The sequence below is a fragment of the Rhizobium sp. FG96 genome (genome assembly GCF_057808655.1).
The window spans coordinates 22,263-37,745 of the sequence record NZ_JBMDIL010000005.1 but is presented as its reverse complement, the minus strand read 5'-3'; the positions used below and the strand labels follow the sequence as shown (position 1 = coordinate 37,745).

Sequence of the window (15,483 nt, the reverse complement as noted above, 5' to 3'; positions counted from 1 at the left end):
ATGTTCCGGGCAAGTCGAATGTTCGAAGGAGTATGACCATGACTTCATCCATCCCATTTGGGTTCTCGTCGACCGCCGCTGACGTTCTGGAAGGTGTGGAGCTTTCCGGACGAAATGTCATCGTCACCGGGGGCGCCGCGGGCATCGGGATGGAGACGAGCCGCGCACTCGCGGCGGCAGGCGCGGCCGTAACAATCGCGGCGCGCCGCCCGGACGAGGCCGAGAGAGCTGTCGCCGAGATGAGGCAGGCAATGCCCGCCGCTCGGCTAAGCGTTCGTCGCCTCGACCTCTCCGATCTGTCCTCCGTGCAGGAATTTGCCGAGTGCTGGGACGAACCCCTTCACGTCCTCATCAACAACGCGGGCGTGATGGCCATTCCCGAACTGCAGAGGAGTGCGGAAGGGCGGGAGATGCAGTTCGCCACGAACTATCTGGGGCATTTCGCGTTGACGCTTGGCCTGCGAAGGCATCTGGCCAGGGCGAACGGCGCCCGCGTCGTTTCCGTCGCCTCGACGGGCAACCTGTTTGCCCCGGTATTCTGGGACGATCCAGACTTCCGCTTCATTCCCTACGATCCGCTGCTTGCCTACGGGCAGTCGAAGACGGCCTGCATTCTGATGTCCGTTGGTATCAGGCAGGCGTGGGCATGCGACGGCATCATGTCGAACGCACTCAACCCCGGAGCGATCGCAACCGGGCTCCAGAAGCACACTGGCGGCCTTCGCACGCCCGAGCATCTGCGCAAGACGATAGAGCAGGGGGCATCCACGACGGTGTTGCTTGCGGGGTCGCCGCTTGTGGAGGGAATTTCCGGCAAATATTTCGATGACTGCCAGGAAGCCCCTGTCGTCGACGAGCGCGGAGCCTTGCCGTTCAAGGGAGTAGCAAGATACGCGGTTGATGCACAGAACGCTTTCCGTCTTTGGGAGATGGCGACGCGGATGGTCTCGTCGCCGCTGTAGTCGGCGCAGCCTGCCGGACCTTTGCGCTGTCCGGCGGGCCACTTTCTTCCGAGTGCTGCGGGCCAAATCAGGCCTTTGCCGCCACCGGAAGGCGAAACGGCGCGCCGAGGCGGTTGAAGGCGTTCATAGCGGCGATCGCGATCGTCAGATCGACGAGGTCCTTCGGGTCGAAGGCGGCCGCAGCGGCAGCATAGGCCTCGTCCGACGCATGGGTCTGGCTGACATTTGTCACTTCCTCTGCCCAGGCGAGAGCGGCGCGTTCCTTGTCGCTGAACAGGTGAGGCACCTCGTCCCACACGGCAACCAGCGTGATCTTGTCGATGGACATCGTCTTGCGCAGATCGCGGCTGTGCATGTCTATGCAGTGGGCGCAGCCGTTGATCTGGGACACGCGCAGAAAGACGAGGTGGATCAGCTCTGCCGGCAGGTTTGTCTTGGCCGTGACATAGTGGTGGACACCGAAGAGCGCCTTGGCACCCTCGGGGGCGACTTCGGACCAGTTCATGCGGGACATGTTGTTTTCCTTTTTTGAAGACACGGCTTTCCGATCGCCGGAGAAGCCGTCGTCGGTTGATCTGTGGTTTAGCGAATAGGTTCGGAGGACGCTTTACGGCTTGCGCGGCGTCGTCAGTACGGTGTCGCCGGTGTCGACGACGAAGACGGCGAGCAGCTTCGCCGGTTCAGTCTTGCTTGCATTGGCGCTGACGTCGTGCCGGTCTCCGGGCAGCTCGGTGAAGTTCTGACCGGCTATAAAGGTCTTCGTCTCGCCACCATTCACGGCGCTCTGGATCGCGCCTTCTAGGACCGTGGCATAGATCAGCGCAGACTTCGCATGCGTGTGGGCGGAGCTGTAGCCGCCGGGGCCGTACTCGACGAGGACGCCCTTGACGCTCTTGCCGGGAACGTCGGGCAGGGGATGCTCGTAGACGAGCGTCACCTTGGCATCCTTCGTATCGTACGCGAGTCCTGGCTTAGCGACATCGTGAGCGGACGCGGTGGCAAGGGTGGCCGCGAGTGCCGCAGCCGCATATGAAATGGTCTTCATGATCGTGCGCTCCTTCTATACCTTAAGCCATTCGGCGACCGTGACGCGGCCCTTGATGTACTCTCCACCTGGAACAAGCGAGCCTTTGGCAACGGGGGCGCCGAAGTAATCGACCGCGGCGTCCGCGGTCACCGGACTGCCGTCGCCCTTCGCATCGAGATACGCCCGAATAACGGTTTCGAACGGTGCCCGATGCGGTCCGGCAAGATCGACCGTTCCGTTCTTCGGCTGCCCGAGCGCGGCCTCTACCAGAGCGGCGGCGACGTCACTGGCCGCGATCGGCTGAAAGTCGATATCCGGTACCTTGACCACCCCGTCGGCTGCATAGGCGCCAGCCAGGGTTGCGATGAATTCGTGGAACTGCGTTGCCCGGACGATGGTATAGGCCTGACCGGAGGATGCGACCGCCTCTTCCTGTGCCAGCTTGCCGGCCATGTAAGGATTGGCCGCAAGCTGGTCGGCATTAACGATCGAGAGGGCGACGTGATGGCGCACGCCCGCGGCCTGTTCGGCGCTTGTCAGGTTCCGGCTCGACGTCCTGAAAAAGTCGGCGATGACGTCCTTGTCGAAGGACATCATGTTCGACACGTCGATGACGGCGTCGGCGCCCGTAAGCGCCGCTTCCAGTCCTTCTCCCGTATAGGCGTTGATGCCGTTGCGTGAGCTTGCGGCGACGGCTTCGTGGCCGGCGTCCTGCAGCAGCTTCACTGCCTTCGAGCCGATCAGGCCCGTGCCGCCGATGACGACGACCTTCTTCATTATGCTCATGGTGCTTCTCCTATGACGAGGCGCGATTGCCCGTCTTGCGTTCGTGGAGTTCGAGGAAGGCGCATCCGCGGGCGGCGATACCGCCGTCGTCGTCTGCGCCGAGATCCGCCAGAAGCTCCGCAACGGACACCTTGGCGAGTTCTGCGCGATAGGCCCTCTCGGCCTTCAACATCGCGGCGTTGATCTGGCAGGGCTTGGTAAAGTAGCGCTGCGGAAGAGGGTTCGGCCCACGCTGGCGGATTTCGGCGCACCGGAACGCAGGCGCCGGACCTTCAACCGCAAGGACGATGTCGAGCAGGCTGATGTCCCTCGGCGCCCTGGCCAGTCGATAGCCACCCCTCGGGCCGGGCGTCGGCACGACGATCCCGGCGCCGGAAAGCGCCTGCAGGTGCTTCAAGAGGTAGCTTGTGGACACGCCATGCAGTTCCGCCAGGGCTGCCGCCGAGAGCACGCCGTCTTCCGACAGTCCCGCCAGGAACGCCACGCAATGAATTGCCTGTTCGACGCCTTCGCTGAGTTTCATCCCACCCTCCAAATCATAGATACAAAATATCCATGATTATTCCGGTCGTCAATCCGCAATGTGTGGACAGTGCATTCGACGCCCCTCGAGAGAGACCGACTGCAGGTTCTGGGTCGACGCTTCGGCCGGCCGCCGATTGCGGCAGCGGAAGAAGGTTCCCGAACATGGGTATCAGGCCGCCTTGCTTGCCGGTCCTCGAGTTTCAGTGGCGGAACGCTTCTTCGTGTGATCGGCGTGCTTCTTCTCGCCGTCGCCGGTAGCCACAGAAGACTGAGCGAAGGTGACGGTGGAGGAAAGAAGAGCAGGCAGAGGGGCCGCAGCAGTGACGGGACAGCACTGGTTTATATGGAGATGTGGAGTTCTTGAGCGGCCGAATTTAGAGTGGGATCGAACGCTCCTAGCCGAGCGCGTGCTCGATGCGTTCGATATGAAGAGCGTCGATGGACGTCCCGACCTCGATGGCTGAAATCTCCGCTTCGGTCAGGCCGGTGGCGAGCGCAAGATCCTCGAGGCTGTATGATCGTGCGATACGGGCTTCGCGAAGGCGTGAGCCGACCGCCTTGCCGGCATCGTCCGAGGACGTTTCGATATTAACATGATCCATACTTTCCTCCGATGTGCTGCAAGCACGTGTTTGTTACGTTCGGGTCTGCACAACGGTTTATTCTGAAGATGGGTTAGCGGCCGCAAGCCGGAGCTTGCGGAGACGCTCATTCTTCTCTTCGCGGAGACGCCGCTCTTCATCTGCAGCGTCGGCTGCAATCTTGTTCGTGTGTTCGAAGGCCGCCGCGCGCTGTTGCACGGTCAGGGTCTTCCTGATCCTGCTTACCATGACAATCATCCTTGAGGGTTTCCTCATATATGGGGTAATTGAGCAGGTCCTTCAACAGCTTGAGGCCTCTCGTCCACTAGCGTACGGCAACGCGTCCTGCAGCTTGCAAAGATGCATTCTCTACACCATCTACAGTGGGCCACCCCATTATCACGTGAGCTTCCGCAGCGGCGTCCGCCGGCGTCTGCGTGACGGCTTGCGCGTGGGGTGAGACGGCCGCTCCCTCTCTTGAGGTCGAGCGCCGTCGGGCCATTTCGAAACATTCAGGATCGTCATGTTATCCCTCGACCACCTCGTCATCTTTCTGCACGGCATCGGCGCGTCGGGTGCCCAGCTCATGCCGCTGGCCTCGTCCTGGCGTGATGGCCTTCCAAGCACCCGGTTCGCTGCCCCGGACGCCCCCATGCATCACTGGCGCGGCCACCAATGGTTTTCGACGGAAGGCAATCCGCTTGATCCAGCGAAGGTCATGGCCGCCCGTGAAGCATTCGACGAACTGATCGACGATGTCGTCCGGCGCGAAGGTTTCGCAGACGCGCACGACAGGGTCGCCTTCGTCGGTGTCTCGCAGGGTGCTGTCGTCGCTCTCGATGCGGTCGCCTCCGGCCGCTGGAAGGTCGGCGCAGTCGTTTCCTTCGCTGGCCTCCTTCCGCCCCAGAAGATATCGTCGGTCAGCCGGCAGACGCCGATCCTCATGGTGCACGGGCAGGCCGACACGACGATCCCATACGCTGCGTCGACCCTTGCGGCGGCACAATTCCGAGCGGCTGGTTTCGACGTCGAGCTCGATGTTGAGCCGGGCGTCGGACATACGATTTCGAGCGCCGGCGCCGCGAAGGCACTATCCTTTCTGCGGAAGTCTCTCTCGTAGGCGAAACACACTACTTCCGACCGTCCTGCCATGACCGATCTTGCGGAGGCGATGTCCTTATGCGGAGGTCGAGGAGGTGAGATAGGCTGCGAACGTGATACTTCCCGCGATATTGCCCCGCCGTCATCAAAGTTCGCCAAAATAATTATTACCTGATCTGTCCGTAATTCGTACTGATACCTCATGGCAAGACCAAGAGAGTTCGATCGCGACGCGGCGTTGGAAGCGGCTTTAAGGGTGTTTTGGGCTAAAGGTTTCGCCGCGACATCGACGGACGATCTGCGCGCAGCGATGGGCATAGGTCGACAGAGCCTTTATGGCGCATTTGGCGACAAGCGGACCCTGTACCTTGAAGCACTTGATGCATACCAGCGTCGGACAACGTCTGGTCATCTCAGACGCCTATCCGAGGGCGATCCGCTCGAAGGTATCGAAAACCTGCTTTCAGGTCTCGTCGCCGAAGATGACCAGGAGCGGGTGCTGGGATGCATGGGCGTCGGATCGGTCGGCGAGTTCGGGGTGACGGACCCGGAACTCAATGCCCGCAGGAAGGCATCCAGCGAACGTCTCTATAGGGGCATTGCCCAAAGGATTGGCGAAGGGCAGGAGCAGGGGAAGATCGATGGAAGCCTCGACCCGGCGGAGGCGACCTCGTTCGTACTGATGACAATGACCGGCCTCTAGCTGGCGGCACGCGGCGGCGCATCCAGCGCAGAACTAAAGGCAATGGCTCGCTTCGCGACGCGACGCCTCGAAAACTAATTGGTCCCTCCAGCGAGAGGGATTTCTTTTGGCCAGTTATGGATCGACCTGTCAAAAATGGAGAAAATCATGACGATCGAAGAACGCAGAACCGCACTCGTCTTCGGAGGTGCGCGTGGAATTGGAGCAGCAGCTGTACGCAAGCTGGCCGAGGATGGCTTCGCCGTTGCCTTGACCTACGTGTCGCGACCCGACAGCGCATCGGAGCTTGCTTCCTCAATTCGAGGAGGAGGGGGAAATGCTGTCGCCATTCGGGCCGACAGCGCCGATCCCGAAGCGATCCGGGCGGCAGTGAGCAAGGCGGTGGACGAACTGGGCAAACTTGACGCCGTCGTCCTGAACGCGGGGGGCCTTCGCCTTAACACTGTCGATGCGGTCACACTCGAAGAACTGGACCTGATGATTGACGTCAATATCCGGGGCGTTTTCCTCGCAATACAGGCCGCGGTCGCACAGATGAAGGATGGTGGTCGGGTCATCACCATCGGTTCCAATACGGCTGAACGAACCGGATTTCGGGGAAGCAGCGTGTACCAGTTCACGAAGGCGGCAGTCGCGGCCATGGTCAAAGGGCTCGCGCTCGACCTGGCGCCCAGGCGCATCACGGTCAACAACGTCCAGCCCGGTCCGACGAATACCGATATGAATGCCGGGTCAATCGAGTTCCTTGCGGATCGGAGCCCGTTGAAGCGCGTCGCCGATCCGGCGGAAATCGCCGAACTCGTGTCGTACTTGCCGGCCCTGGTTCTGCCTATATGACCGGCGCAAGCCTTACAATTGATGGAGGATGGATCCTTTGAAGGCGCTTGTGGCGACGGGACGCCAAGAGGCATCGACTTGAACCATAGCCGCAGCGGCGGCTATGGTTCCGGCACGATGGACCGTAGTCTCTCGGCGTCCGGTACGTTCATCATCCTTGAAATCGTCGTGGGGACGCTTCGGCTTTTCGCTCTGCCTGAACGACGCCGCCAGCAATTTAAAGAGATCCGTTCAAGAAATGCCGTAAGCAGTGGGCTGACGGCCGCTCGAAGGTGGTGAAGCGCCGAAGAAGCCGACGCTTCTTTATATCCGATTAGGCGCTGCGTGCCTGTTCTGGATGTCTGCCTTCGCCAAACTCCTCGACGATCTTTGCACAGAATGCTGGCAGGTCATCGGGCTTTCGGCTCGTGACCAGCCCCTGATCGGTCACGACCTCCTGGTCAACCCAGGTTGCGCCGGCGTTCTCAATGTCCTTCCGGATCGACGAATAGGACGTGACCGTACGCCCCTTCAGAACGTCCGCTTGCACCAAGAGCCAGGGGCCGTGGCAGATCACACCCACCGGCTTGCCTTGCTCGAAAAAGGATTGCACGAACGAAACGATATCGCCGTCCGCCCGCAGCTTGTCGGCGCCGACGGTCCCGCCAGGAATCACGAGTCCGTCGAAATCGCTAGCCGACACGTCGTTTACCGCCTTATCCACGGGGTAGCTGCCGCCCGGATCAAGATCGCCGTTGTTGGTCTTGGCCTCGCCGGCCTCGATCCCGACGACCGTGACAGTCGCGCCCGCAGCTTCGACTGCGTCCTTGGGCTGCTTGAATTCGGGTTCCTCGGTGCCGCGTGGTGCAATGAGGATAGCGATCTTCTTCCCTTCTAGGGTCATGGTCATCTCCAGTTGGGATGGGATTGGAACAGGAACGTCGTGATTGTAACCCGCCTGTACCGTAGAAGTTCCGGCCGATATGCCCTCAATTCTGAGGACGGTACGATAGAGGACGGTTTCGGCGCAGAAAGAACCCCTTAAAGCATGTTGTGCCCCGATCTCCTGCAACCCAAGAAGGAGAACGACATTGGTCCGTTGGCAACTAATCCGACATCAAGGATCTACAAAGCTTCTCTACCTCGGACATGATGCGACCGCCGCATAAGATCTCGCATCGAGCGGCTCAATGGCCGGGAAACCGCAAGCCAGATTGCCTCTTCAAGGAAGACCCACCTGCGGCACGTCCAGGTGCACAACGGCATTGGCCGCGAACTAGAAGTCGAAGCTCCGACCCAGGGCGACATGAAGCAGACGTTCACAAGTTGCAAGATCGCGTTCGGCGACATGCTGGGCAACGCCGCCTGGAGGCATCAAAACGAGCGCGGGGCGACACGGTTACCGCCTACGAGCGGGCAATCCGGACGCGCTCCCGGCGTGGTCTGAGCGTGGAAGCGCTGCGAGAAATGAACCTACGCGGTGGGCGCGCTGGGAACCACCTCGTATTAAACGCTGTTCCAATCTTGCCCGTACAACTTTCGTTCATCGCCCGCCTGCTAGGCCGACCCGGGCTCGCACGGCATTCGTCCAACCACTCCGGTCTCCGCCGCAGTCGTCGCCGAGAGGGTTCACCCGTTCCCAACCGGGGAGCATCCCTTTTTATATTCAGCCGCTGCCTGGTGAAACGCTGTCGTCGTTCTTGTCTGGAAGCAAACCGGCGCCAGGCGTCTTGCTCTCGTCCTGTAGGTGCGGCTTGTCGTGAGGGCCGGCTGCCGGGAGATCCGCTGCTTCAGGCGATTTCTTTCCTGTCTCTTCGATGGCCTGCTGGGCCTTTGTATCCTTGTGCATTCGGCACTCCTTTGTTGTGAGGGAAAACCCGCGTGAAGGTTTGGAGTTCCGTGCGAGCCGTAGCGAGACCTTCCTGAAAAGAAAGGACCATAGCCGGCGTGACCTCGCCGGATCCTAGCCGTGGACGACGACTATCTGGCCGGCGACGCCGCGGCAGCGTTACGGGGAGCTGGGGCGGAAGTCCTTTGTCCGTGTCCAAGCGAGGGAGCCGCTGCAACGTTTTTTGGAGAAAGACGCTCGGTCCCACGCCGTGCTCGATCTAGACCTGCGCGGTGGTGGACCCGCTTCGAGATCGCCCGGTCCATGAAGGCGCGCGGCGTCGCGTTTGTTTTCATCACCGGCTACGATCCGGACGTCATCCCACCTGAGTGCGGTGACGTTAAGCGGCTACAAAAGCCATTCCGTTCCGGTTGCTTGCCGAGGCGGTAAGAGAGCTTCAAGCCCTGCTGCGCCGCTGTGCTAACAGTCTGTTCCACCCTTTTGCGCGTCCCAGGCTTCAGGCCAAACAGCATTTCCATGCACCATTCTGGACGCGAATGCGCCAGTCGTTGGCAACGGGAGCGGCACCTCGCAGCCGACTTTGGACAAGCAGGCCCGGGCGCGCCCGGCAACTTCGCAGCGGGCTGTCGGAGTTCTGCTGCTGACCGTTTAGAATGCGGGGCCATCGACCGCCAATGTCAGCTGATTTAAAGGGCTTCAGGGATTGCCTGTAGTGGCAATGGCATCCTTGTGACGCGGCTTCAGCAAGGCTTTGTCTCATGGACGTCAGTCGTTGTCGCTGTCGCGTGTTCCTCGTGCCAGATCATGCAGCGCCTGTGTGTCTTCGGGGCTGAACTCGGACGAGAGGATCACGCTTAAGAACGCAGCGCGAGCGATTTCTTTCTTCGATGCATCCGGATAGCGCGCTTTAACGGCATCGATCAGCGCCTTGGGCTTCATGCCCGGTACTGCCAATTCGCGTATCGTAGTGGCCATGCCTTCGATCTGACGTAGCTTCTTCTCCCGCATTTCGCCTCCTATTGGTTCTCAGGCGACGGTGTCATACGCGCATCAAAACTAGATGACTGCTGCAGAAAACTGTGTGCGGGTGCCACGACGGGTTTTCCACTGGCTGTCGGATCGAGTTCAAAGGCTAGGAATATCGTGATCAAGCAACAGCACGGGGGTGCTGGAGAGCGGGATCGGCCATGGCTTGACAGCTGACGAGTTCTTGAAGCGCCTCGAGCGCGATGCCAGGGAACGAATGGTGCGGTAGGTGCCCCACCCCTTCAAGGACCCGAACCGTTGGATTTCCGTGCACGCGTCGAAGCCATTCGATGTGACGGGCAGGCTTGATGATCCGGTCGCCGGATCCGAAGATGATCCGCAGCTCCAAGTCGCTTGGCAATCTGGACAGAGTGGCCATGTCGCGGTTAAAGAGCCTCGCCTCGTTGGCCATTGTCACAATAGCGCTGCTATTGACGAAGCGCTCAGGCGCAAGCGCAGCAAGTTCAGTAGGGACTTCGTTCGGAAAGGCTGACGCTGTCAGCCCCTTCCTTGCGAGCAAGGCCGCGTATCGGGAAAGGACATGTCTACTTATGAAGGTTCCAACGATTGGAGCCGTTGCGATACGCAGGTCGAGCATCGGCTTGTCGTAGATCGGGCTGCAGCAGGGAGAAAGCAGCAGCAGGCGGCGGGCAAGATCGGGCCTTCGCGCGGCAAGATGCACAGCGATTGCGCTTCCAATCGAATGCGCGACGACGACTGCTTCAGTGATCTTCAGACCCTCCAGGACGTCCTCAAGCCAGAACGATTGACCAAGCGGGCCGAGTTCAGGGCCGTCCAGGCTGTCGCTGTAGCCGTACCCGGGCCGGTCGAGCGCGATAAGACGATGGCTCGTGTCCCGGAAGGGCAGTAAAACTTCCTCGGCGAAACTTCCGCACCCATGAAGCAGAATAACCGGCGCGGCCTCACTCGGTCCAGATTCTAGATAGTGAACGCTTGTACCTTTGAAAGTGCGGAAAAACCTGGATTTGGCGTGCATGCGTGCCTCTGTCGATCTGAGCGCAAAAACGCTCCAAAAAGCTTCTTGTTCCGTTGACGGATTGGCCCTTTGCTCAGCCGTTTTCACCGCATCACCGCATCACCGCATCACCGCATCACCGCATCACCGCATCACCGCATCACCAGTGAGCTCGATGTGCTCTCCTGTCATCTTGAGTGCACCTACGCGAAACCATTCTCGGCGTAGCGCGCTTTGGTTTTCTCAGGGGTCATGAACGGCCTCGTGGGCGGGCATCACCTGGGGCCTAGTAGGCCGGCTGGTGGCAAGCTGGCGAACGCCGGCTTTCGGCGCGGACGCCCGGCAAACTTGAGGTCTTGGGCTTAAGCGGGTCGGTTCCTCGGTCGTTACCGGGATTGGCGATATGAGGTGTGGCCCCAGACGATCGACTTCGGCTCCGTCGCCCCGGTGAGGGCTGGGTCAATCGTCGCGAGATGCCAGCTGTGCGTCTAAATTACGATTGCACATTGCAGAAGGCGCTATTAGCTCTTCAAACAGCAGAGAAGTGAAAGAGAAGGGATAACATGAAGCTTCACTTGGCCGCAGCATTCCTACTTTCCTCGACCACACCCTTGATTGCAGGTCCATGGACGGGCCAGGACCTTCATGATGCTTGTCAGCGAACACCAAGCTTCGTGACCGGTTACGTGACTGGATGGGTCGACAAATGGTCGGCGGATAACTTGAGCGGTCTGGAAAGCTCGAAGGTCGATGGCGCAACGAGGCTCTGCTTGAGCCGCAACCTCTCCGCCAATCAAATGACGACAGCTTACTGCCGATATCTCGCTAATCATCAGGATGCGCTGTCGCAAAGCTCAGATGAACTGCTGACAAAGGCTCTGGACGAAGCATTTCCATGTCAGCAATAATGCACTCTTGCGTTGCTTTTGGCATTTGATGGAGGCTGCTCGCAACGCAGCGGCTTTTCCGCTGCGCCTTCGACCGCTGCGGCAGATTCGGCCACGTTCCAAAACACCTCGCCGGTGACTTTCGGCCGCCAATCTCACCTGCATTTATGCGCCCGATCCTGGCGGCCAAACCCAGCAGTCGCTCTTCGATGAGGTCGGGACTATATCCATCTGGCTACTCGATCGAACCGCCATTACCAGCGAGGATCGGGCCAGTCCGCATTTTCCCAGATGGCGAACGTCGCCGGAGAGATCAGATGTCTATTGCCAGTCTGCGATTGCGTTGGGTGGAAGCGCTCATACATCGGATCGAAACTTGAAAGAAGTTGCGCAAAACCAGCCTTCCTTTGCGCCTTCGTCCATGAGCAGAAGAGGCCTCCCCGACTGTTGATCATGTCGAATACTCCTGGCTGTGCTGTGTCAAGGCGCTTCCAGAGATCTATGAGATGAGCGGCCTGTACTCCGAAATCCTCGCGCAACGCCTCTTCGATAACCGCTTCCAAGGCATAAACTATCGCCTGCGTCTTGGCCGTGTGATCGAGAAATGCGAGAGATTGCCTTAATAGCCTCTGTTGTAGCAGCAGAACCGGCCACAGGATCTGAACACCGTATCGGGCGCCGATTTCCTCACAATGCTTGGGTGGCAAGATAACCTCACGCTGCCGCTCAAATGCTTTGCGCACGTCATAAGCCAGCCCAAGAAACGATCCTTCCTTGTCTCTCACTACCGGCGATCGCTCGTTTACATCTGGATAACGTGGTGCAGCCAGGTTAGGGACGTGTAGTCGCCGATCAACAGCATGCCGGCGTGATTCTTGAGTAGCCCGTAGGAAAGCATCCGCACTATCCTTTTCAATCATATCTAAATGACCTATCAGTGTGGCCGTGGATGTTAGACCGCGGTCTGATTGGCTCTCGACGAGTTCGACATCCTGATATCGCGTCAAGCAATAACTCTGACAACGCCCCTCAACGAGATCAGGGCGCCGATCATTCCTTGAAGGGTCTTCGACCGGCCACACCCTCAGTTGCCGACATGGCATTCTTCAAGCGTGCCGCGATGCCTCCGGCACATACCTTGCTACGAGAGGTAGTCGAGCAGATCCGCCACTGCGTCGATCACCAGCTTCGGCCGGAAAGGATAGCGTGCAATTTCTGCTCTGTCGGCGATGCCACTAAGGACAAGCACTGTATGTAATCCCGCCTCGATGCCAGCGACGATGTCCGTGTCGATGTGATCGCCAATCATGCCCGTACCTTCCGAATGAACGCCGAATCTGTTGAGCGCGGATCTGAACATCATCGAATTTGGCTTGCCGACGATGTAAGGCTCGCGGCTGAAGACGCCCAATACGGCCGCTGCTATCGCCATGACCCTGCCTTTGTCTCATCGTCGTCAAGGTCAATGAATAGCTCGTCGAAGGCTTTTGGAACTTCGGTTGAATGACTCGGAAATGGTATGTCATCGAATAGCGGCCGCACGCTTTCCATGCGCGATTTCGGAACCAGCATGGGGACGAGATCAAGCGAATCGCAGAATTCGGCAAATAGTGTCAGACGAGCTCTGCCCAGGCGATTGTTGGCAAGTTCACGTTCCAGTTCCGATATGCGGGCACGATTTCGGCCAACTCGCTCAGCCAGTGCTGGTTGGCTCAGCCGACGATTTTTGCGGGCTGCGAGCAGTTGTTTGCCCAATGACTGAAAAAACGGTAGTGATCATTCGGAATTCCGCAACCTATTCCACAAATGGACGGAATTCCGTGCGCGCTCGGCTTGATTGGCTGCGTCCCAGCGCGCGCTGGTAACCTGATCCTCGTTCGCGTAACAAGAGCCAGGCTTCGAACGAGCAGCGCTGGGTGCACGAGGCCGCTCTGGTCGGTTCCGCGGAGCGAGGCGAAGATCGCTGACCGGTCAGCTCTCAAGCGCTGGGGCACGGCCGACGATCTGGTCGGGCCGATCTTGTTCCTGTGCTCGCCGGCTGCGAATTTCGTCACGGGTGTGACCTTGCCGGTCGATGGCGGCTATAGCGTCGGCTAGCGCCGCAGAGCCAGTCGGGGACAGGATTGCACTGACGCAGCCTCGCTTCGACGCGCGTGCGATGATAGACCATCATCCGTACGACGCGCCCACATGCAAATTCTGGCAGTTTCGATGAATGATATCTTGCTTCTGTTGTTCGCGGGGATGCTGGCGGGCAGCATGAATGCGTTGGCTGGGGGCGGGTCCTTCGTGTCCCTGCCGGCGCTGATTTCGGTCGGAGTACCGTCGGTCGCAGCAAATGCGACGAGCACATTTTCCCTTTTCCCGGGCGGATTGGCTAGCTCCTGGGTCTATCGCGACGGGTTCGGCAACGTCTGCGGTGTGCCGGTCTTGCCGATCGCGTTTGCAACGGTCCTCGGAGGGCTCTGCGGCAGCATGCTACTGCTGCTGACGCCTTCCAGTATCTTCGACGCCATCCTCCCCTGGCTGCTGCTGATCGCTACGCTCATGCTGGTTTTCGGGCGACGGATCAGTGCGGTCTTCCGGAGCCGTGCTTCAGCCCGAACCTCACCATCGTCCCCGTCCAGTTCCTACTCGGCGTCTATGGCGGCTACTTCGGTGGAGCGGTCGGCCTGATGATGCTGGCAGCCTGGAGTGTCTTCGGTGGAGGGGAGATCAAGGAATTGAACCCGATGCGGATGCTGATGGTCACGGCCGCGAACGCGGTGGCCGTCATCGTTTTCGTCGCAGCCGGGGCGATTGCCTGGTCTCAATGCCTGCCCATGTTGATCGGGGCGCTCCTCGGCGGCTGGGCGGGAGCGCATATCGGCCGGAAACTGCCGGCTTCTGCGATCAGGGCTCTCACCATTGTGCTCGCCGTAGCAACAACGACGGTATTCTTTGCCCGGGCGTATTTCGCCTAGAGACCTGGATCGGAACCTATTTCAAGAAACCGTCGCGTCCGAATTCTTCCCAGCCTTCCAGTTTCGGCGAATTGGCGTCGGTCGTGGTCTCAGCCTTCTTTGCCTTACTCTTTTTCAGCGATCGGGTCAGCTTCGCCTGATATGCAGCGCGGCGCCGATTTTCGGCTTTGGCGATCGCGTCTTCCTCGCGCCATTCATCCACTGCACCTCGATCCAGAATGTCCACGACAACCTTCGGATCGAACACGTGAAAGGTGATCCGGCGGGCGCGGCCGTTCAGCCGGACTGTTCGTGTTCCAGCACTCGGTAGCCGGCCGTCCGCCAGCCAACGATGGCGCTCGCTGGTCGTGATCGTCAGGATGTCCTGGATCTCGCGCGGGATGACCGGCAACTGCTCGATGCCGTCGAGCACCTTGCTGACCATAGCCGATACAGCGTGGAATTCGTTCTTCTGGCTGGCGGGCATCACGAGGGTGATTTCGCCCGCATCGAGATCAAGCGACTTCTTCACGGCGGCCGGAACCCGTGCCCGGAGTTCCAGAAGAATACCCTTGGCGCGAACCGCTGATCCCATGGTCGCTGCCGACGCGAGCCGCCACGTCTTCAGGAGTTCGACGTCATTCTTCTGTTCTTTTCGCATGGCATTGAAATGGGTTGCTAGCGATCCTTCGTCAACACGTATCGAGAGCGATAACTGAAAGCAACGGTCAAGAGTAATACCTCTGACCTACCGAGTTACGGGATTAAGACATGACGACCGTGACGGCGAAAAGCTAAGAGACCATACCGAAGGCAGTTCGCGGACTGCTTGGGTTTGGACACAGATTCCATGATGGCAAGGACACGTGGTGATGCTTTACACCGGTCGATACCAAACTCGGCAACGCTGGAACAGGCATTGTCGGGTCACTCTGTCACTATCGTCGCTCCTTAGATATCGAGGCGTCGCTGCTGCCAGTCCTTGTATGGCGCCAATAGCTGTCCTGGGAATCGCTCTTCGATCGCGGTTTCAACCATGGCGATCCTGACAAAGACCTCGCTGCTGTCGCGGTCTTTAGAAGGAATGTCTCCGCTTTCGTCTTCGAGCTTCTGCATCAGCGCAAAGAGTTCTTCGTCGGTCATCGCGGAAAGCTGGTCCGCGAACGCCGCGGTATCAAAGTCTTGTCCCTCCGCCATTGTCTGCCAGCTCCTTTGTCATCAATGGTTTTGGCGATCGCGGCCTAATCGTTATCCAGTTCGATAGAGACCGGGGCGTGATCGCTGGTGTGCTCCCCGGCGCGC

19 protein-coding genes and 2 pseudogenes are annotated in these 15,483 nt (G+C 59.6%); 7 read left to right on the top strand and 14 right to left on the bottom strand.

Translation table 11 applies throughout. The features are described from left to right. Positions 1-38: 38 nt before the first annotated feature. The gene (locus ACODR6_RS10980) at positions 39-962 is read left to right on the top strand and encodes an SDR family NAD(P)-dependent oxidoreductase (RefSeq protein ID WP_112717057.1); all 924 of its coding nucleotides are present in this window, start codon (positions 39-41) and stop codon (positions 960-962) included. A 67-nt stretch (positions 963-1,029) separates the two neighbouring features. Here the strand turns inward: ACODR6_RS10980 and ACODR6_RS10975 are convergent, their stop codons facing one another. From ACODR6_RS10975 to ACODR6_RS10950, 6 genes are all read right to left on the bottom strand, one after another. Then, entirely contained in the window at positions 1,030-1,476 is a 447-nt protein-coding gene (locus ACODR6_RS10975; protein WP_112717055.1) for a carboxymuconolactone decarboxylase family protein, read from the bottom strand. A 93-nt stretch (positions 1,477-1,569) separates the two neighbouring features. Then, the gene (locus tag ACODR6_RS10970; protein ID WP_489022577.1) at positions 1,570-2,010 is read right to left on the bottom strand and encodes a cupin domain-containing protein; all 441 of its coding nucleotides are present in this window, start codon (positions 2,008-2,010) and stop codon (positions 1,570-1,572) included. Between the two features lie 12 nt (positions 2,011-2,022). Beyond that, positions 2,023-2,775 carry an SDR family oxidoreductase gene (locus ACODR6_RS10965; protein WP_489022541.1) on the bottom strand — a complete coding sequence of 251 codons (753 nt, stop codon included), beginning with the start codon at positions 2,773-2,775 and terminating at the stop codon, positions 2,023-2,025. A 10-nt stretch (positions 2,776-2,785) separates the two neighbouring features. Then, positions 2,786-3,298, bottom strand: coding sequence for an RrF2 family transcriptional regulator (locus ACODR6_RS10960; protein WP_489022540.1), 513 nt, complete (start codon positions 3,296-3,298; stop codon positions 2,786-2,788). Between the two features lie 397 nt (positions 3,299-3,695). After that, complete coding sequence (locus ACODR6_RS10955) at positions 3,696-3,902, bottom strand: helix-turn-helix domain-containing protein (protein ID WP_489022539.1); 207 nt, start codon at positions 3,900-3,902, stop codon at positions 3,696-3,698. Positions 3,903-3,959: 57 nt separating this feature from the next. Next, on the bottom strand, positions 3,960-4,130 hold the full coding sequence (locus ACODR6_RS10950; RefSeq protein WP_199628417.1) for a hypothetical protein: 171 nt from the start codon (positions 4,128-4,130) through the stop codon (positions 3,960-3,962). 274 nt (positions 4,131-4,404) lie between these two features. Between ACODR6_RS10950 and ACODR6_RS10945 the strand changes: the two genes are divergently transcribed. From ACODR6_RS10945 to ACODR6_RS10935, 3 genes and pseudogenes are all read left to right on the top strand, one after another. After that, entirely contained in the window at positions 4,405-5,001 is a 597-nt protein-coding gene (locus ACODR6_RS10945; RefSeq protein ID WP_489022538.1) for an alpha/beta hydrolase, read from the top strand. Between the two features lie 183 nt (positions 5,002-5,184). Then, a complete protein-coding gene (locus tag ACODR6_RS10940; protein WP_489022537.1) occupies positions 5,185-5,685 on the top strand; it encodes a TetR/AcrR family transcriptional regulator in 501 nt (166 codons plus the stop codon). A gap of 147 nt (positions 5,686-5,832) precedes the next feature. Then, positions 5,833-6,563, top strand: a pseudogene (locus ACODR6_RS10935) (SDR family NAD(P)-dependent oxidoreductase). 272 nt (positions 6,564-6,835) lie between these two features. On the opposite strand, the gene ACODR6_RS10930 reads toward ACODR6_RS10935, so the two are convergent. The 4 genes from ACODR6_RS10930 to ACODR6_RS10915 form a co-directional block, all read right to left on the bottom strand. Continuing rightward, on the bottom strand, positions 6,836-7,405 hold the full coding sequence (locus tag ACODR6_RS10930) for a type 1 glutamine amidotransferase domain-containing protein (protein ID WP_489022536.1): 570 nt from the start codon (positions 7,403-7,405) through the stop codon (positions 6,836-6,838). A gap of 762 nt (positions 7,406-8,167) precedes the next feature. Continuing rightward, positions 8,168-8,350: a hypothetical protein gene (locus ACODR6_RS10925; protein WP_112717033.1), complete on the bottom strand. Its 183-nt coding sequence runs from the start codon at positions 8,348-8,350 to the stop codon at positions 8,168-8,170. Between the two features lie 765 nt (positions 8,351-9,115). After that, positions 9,116-9,358, bottom strand: coding sequence for a hypothetical protein (locus tag ACODR6_RS10920; protein WP_112717031.1), 243 nt, complete (start codon positions 9,356-9,358; stop codon positions 9,116-9,118). A 139-nt stretch (positions 9,359-9,497) separates the two neighbouring features. Further along, on the bottom strand, positions 9,498-10,373 hold the full coding sequence (locus tag ACODR6_RS10915) for an alpha/beta fold hydrolase (RefSeq protein ID WP_203431326.1): 876 nt from the start codon (positions 10,371-10,373) through the stop codon (positions 9,498-9,500). A gap of 542 nt (positions 10,374-10,915) precedes the next feature. Between ACODR6_RS10915 and ACODR6_RS10910 the strand changes: the two genes are divergently transcribed. Further along, positions 10,916-11,260 (top strand): Rap1a/Tai family immunity protein, encoded by a 345-nt coding sequence (locus tag ACODR6_RS10910; protein WP_489022535.1) that lies wholly within the window; start codon positions 10,916-10,918, stop codon positions 11,258-11,260. Positions 11,261-11,493: 233 nt separating this feature from the next. Here the strand turns inward: ACODR6_RS10910 and ACODR6_RS10905 are convergent, their stop codons facing one another. Then, positions 11,494-12,246, bottom strand: a complete 753-nt coding sequence (locus ACODR6_RS10905; protein WP_489022534.1) for a DUF6904 family protein — start codon at positions 12,244-12,246, stop codon at positions 11,494-11,496. A gap of 134 nt (positions 12,247-12,380) precedes the next feature. Continuing rightward, positions 12,381-12,671 (bottom strand): HAD hydrolase-like protein, encoded by a 291-nt coding sequence (locus ACODR6_RS10900; RefSeq protein ID WP_203431324.1) that lies wholly within the window; start codon positions 12,669-12,671, stop codon positions 12,381-12,383. Positions 12,672-13,045: 374 nt separating this feature from the next. Between ACODR6_RS10900 and ACODR6_RS10895 the strand changes: the two genes are divergently transcribed. Further along, positions 13,046-13,336 carry an SDR family oxidoreductase gene (locus ACODR6_RS10895; RefSeq protein ID WP_489022533.1) on the top strand — a complete coding sequence of 97 codons (291 nt, stop codon included), beginning with the start codon at positions 13,046-13,048 and terminating at the stop codon, positions 13,334-13,336. A 114-nt stretch (positions 13,337-13,450) separates the two neighbouring features. Then, positions 13,451-14,202 (top strand): annotated as a pseudogene (locus tag ACODR6_RS10890) (sulfite exporter TauE/SafE family protein). Positions 14,203-14,218: 16 nt separating this feature from the next. Here ACODR6_RS10890 and ACODR6_RS10885 read toward each other — a convergent pair. Next, on the bottom strand, positions 14,219-14,842 hold the full coding sequence (locus ACODR6_RS10885) for a hypothetical protein (RefSeq protein ID WP_489022532.1): 624 nt from the start codon (positions 14,840-14,842) through the stop codon (positions 14,219-14,221). A gap of 290 nt (positions 14,843-15,132) precedes the next feature. Then, positions 15,133-15,378 (bottom strand): hypothetical protein, encoded by a 246-nt coding sequence (locus ACODR6_RS10880; RefSeq protein WP_489022531.1) that lies wholly within the window; start codon positions 15,376-15,378, stop codon positions 15,133-15,135. Between the last annotated feature and the right edge of the window lie 105 nt (positions 15,379-15,483).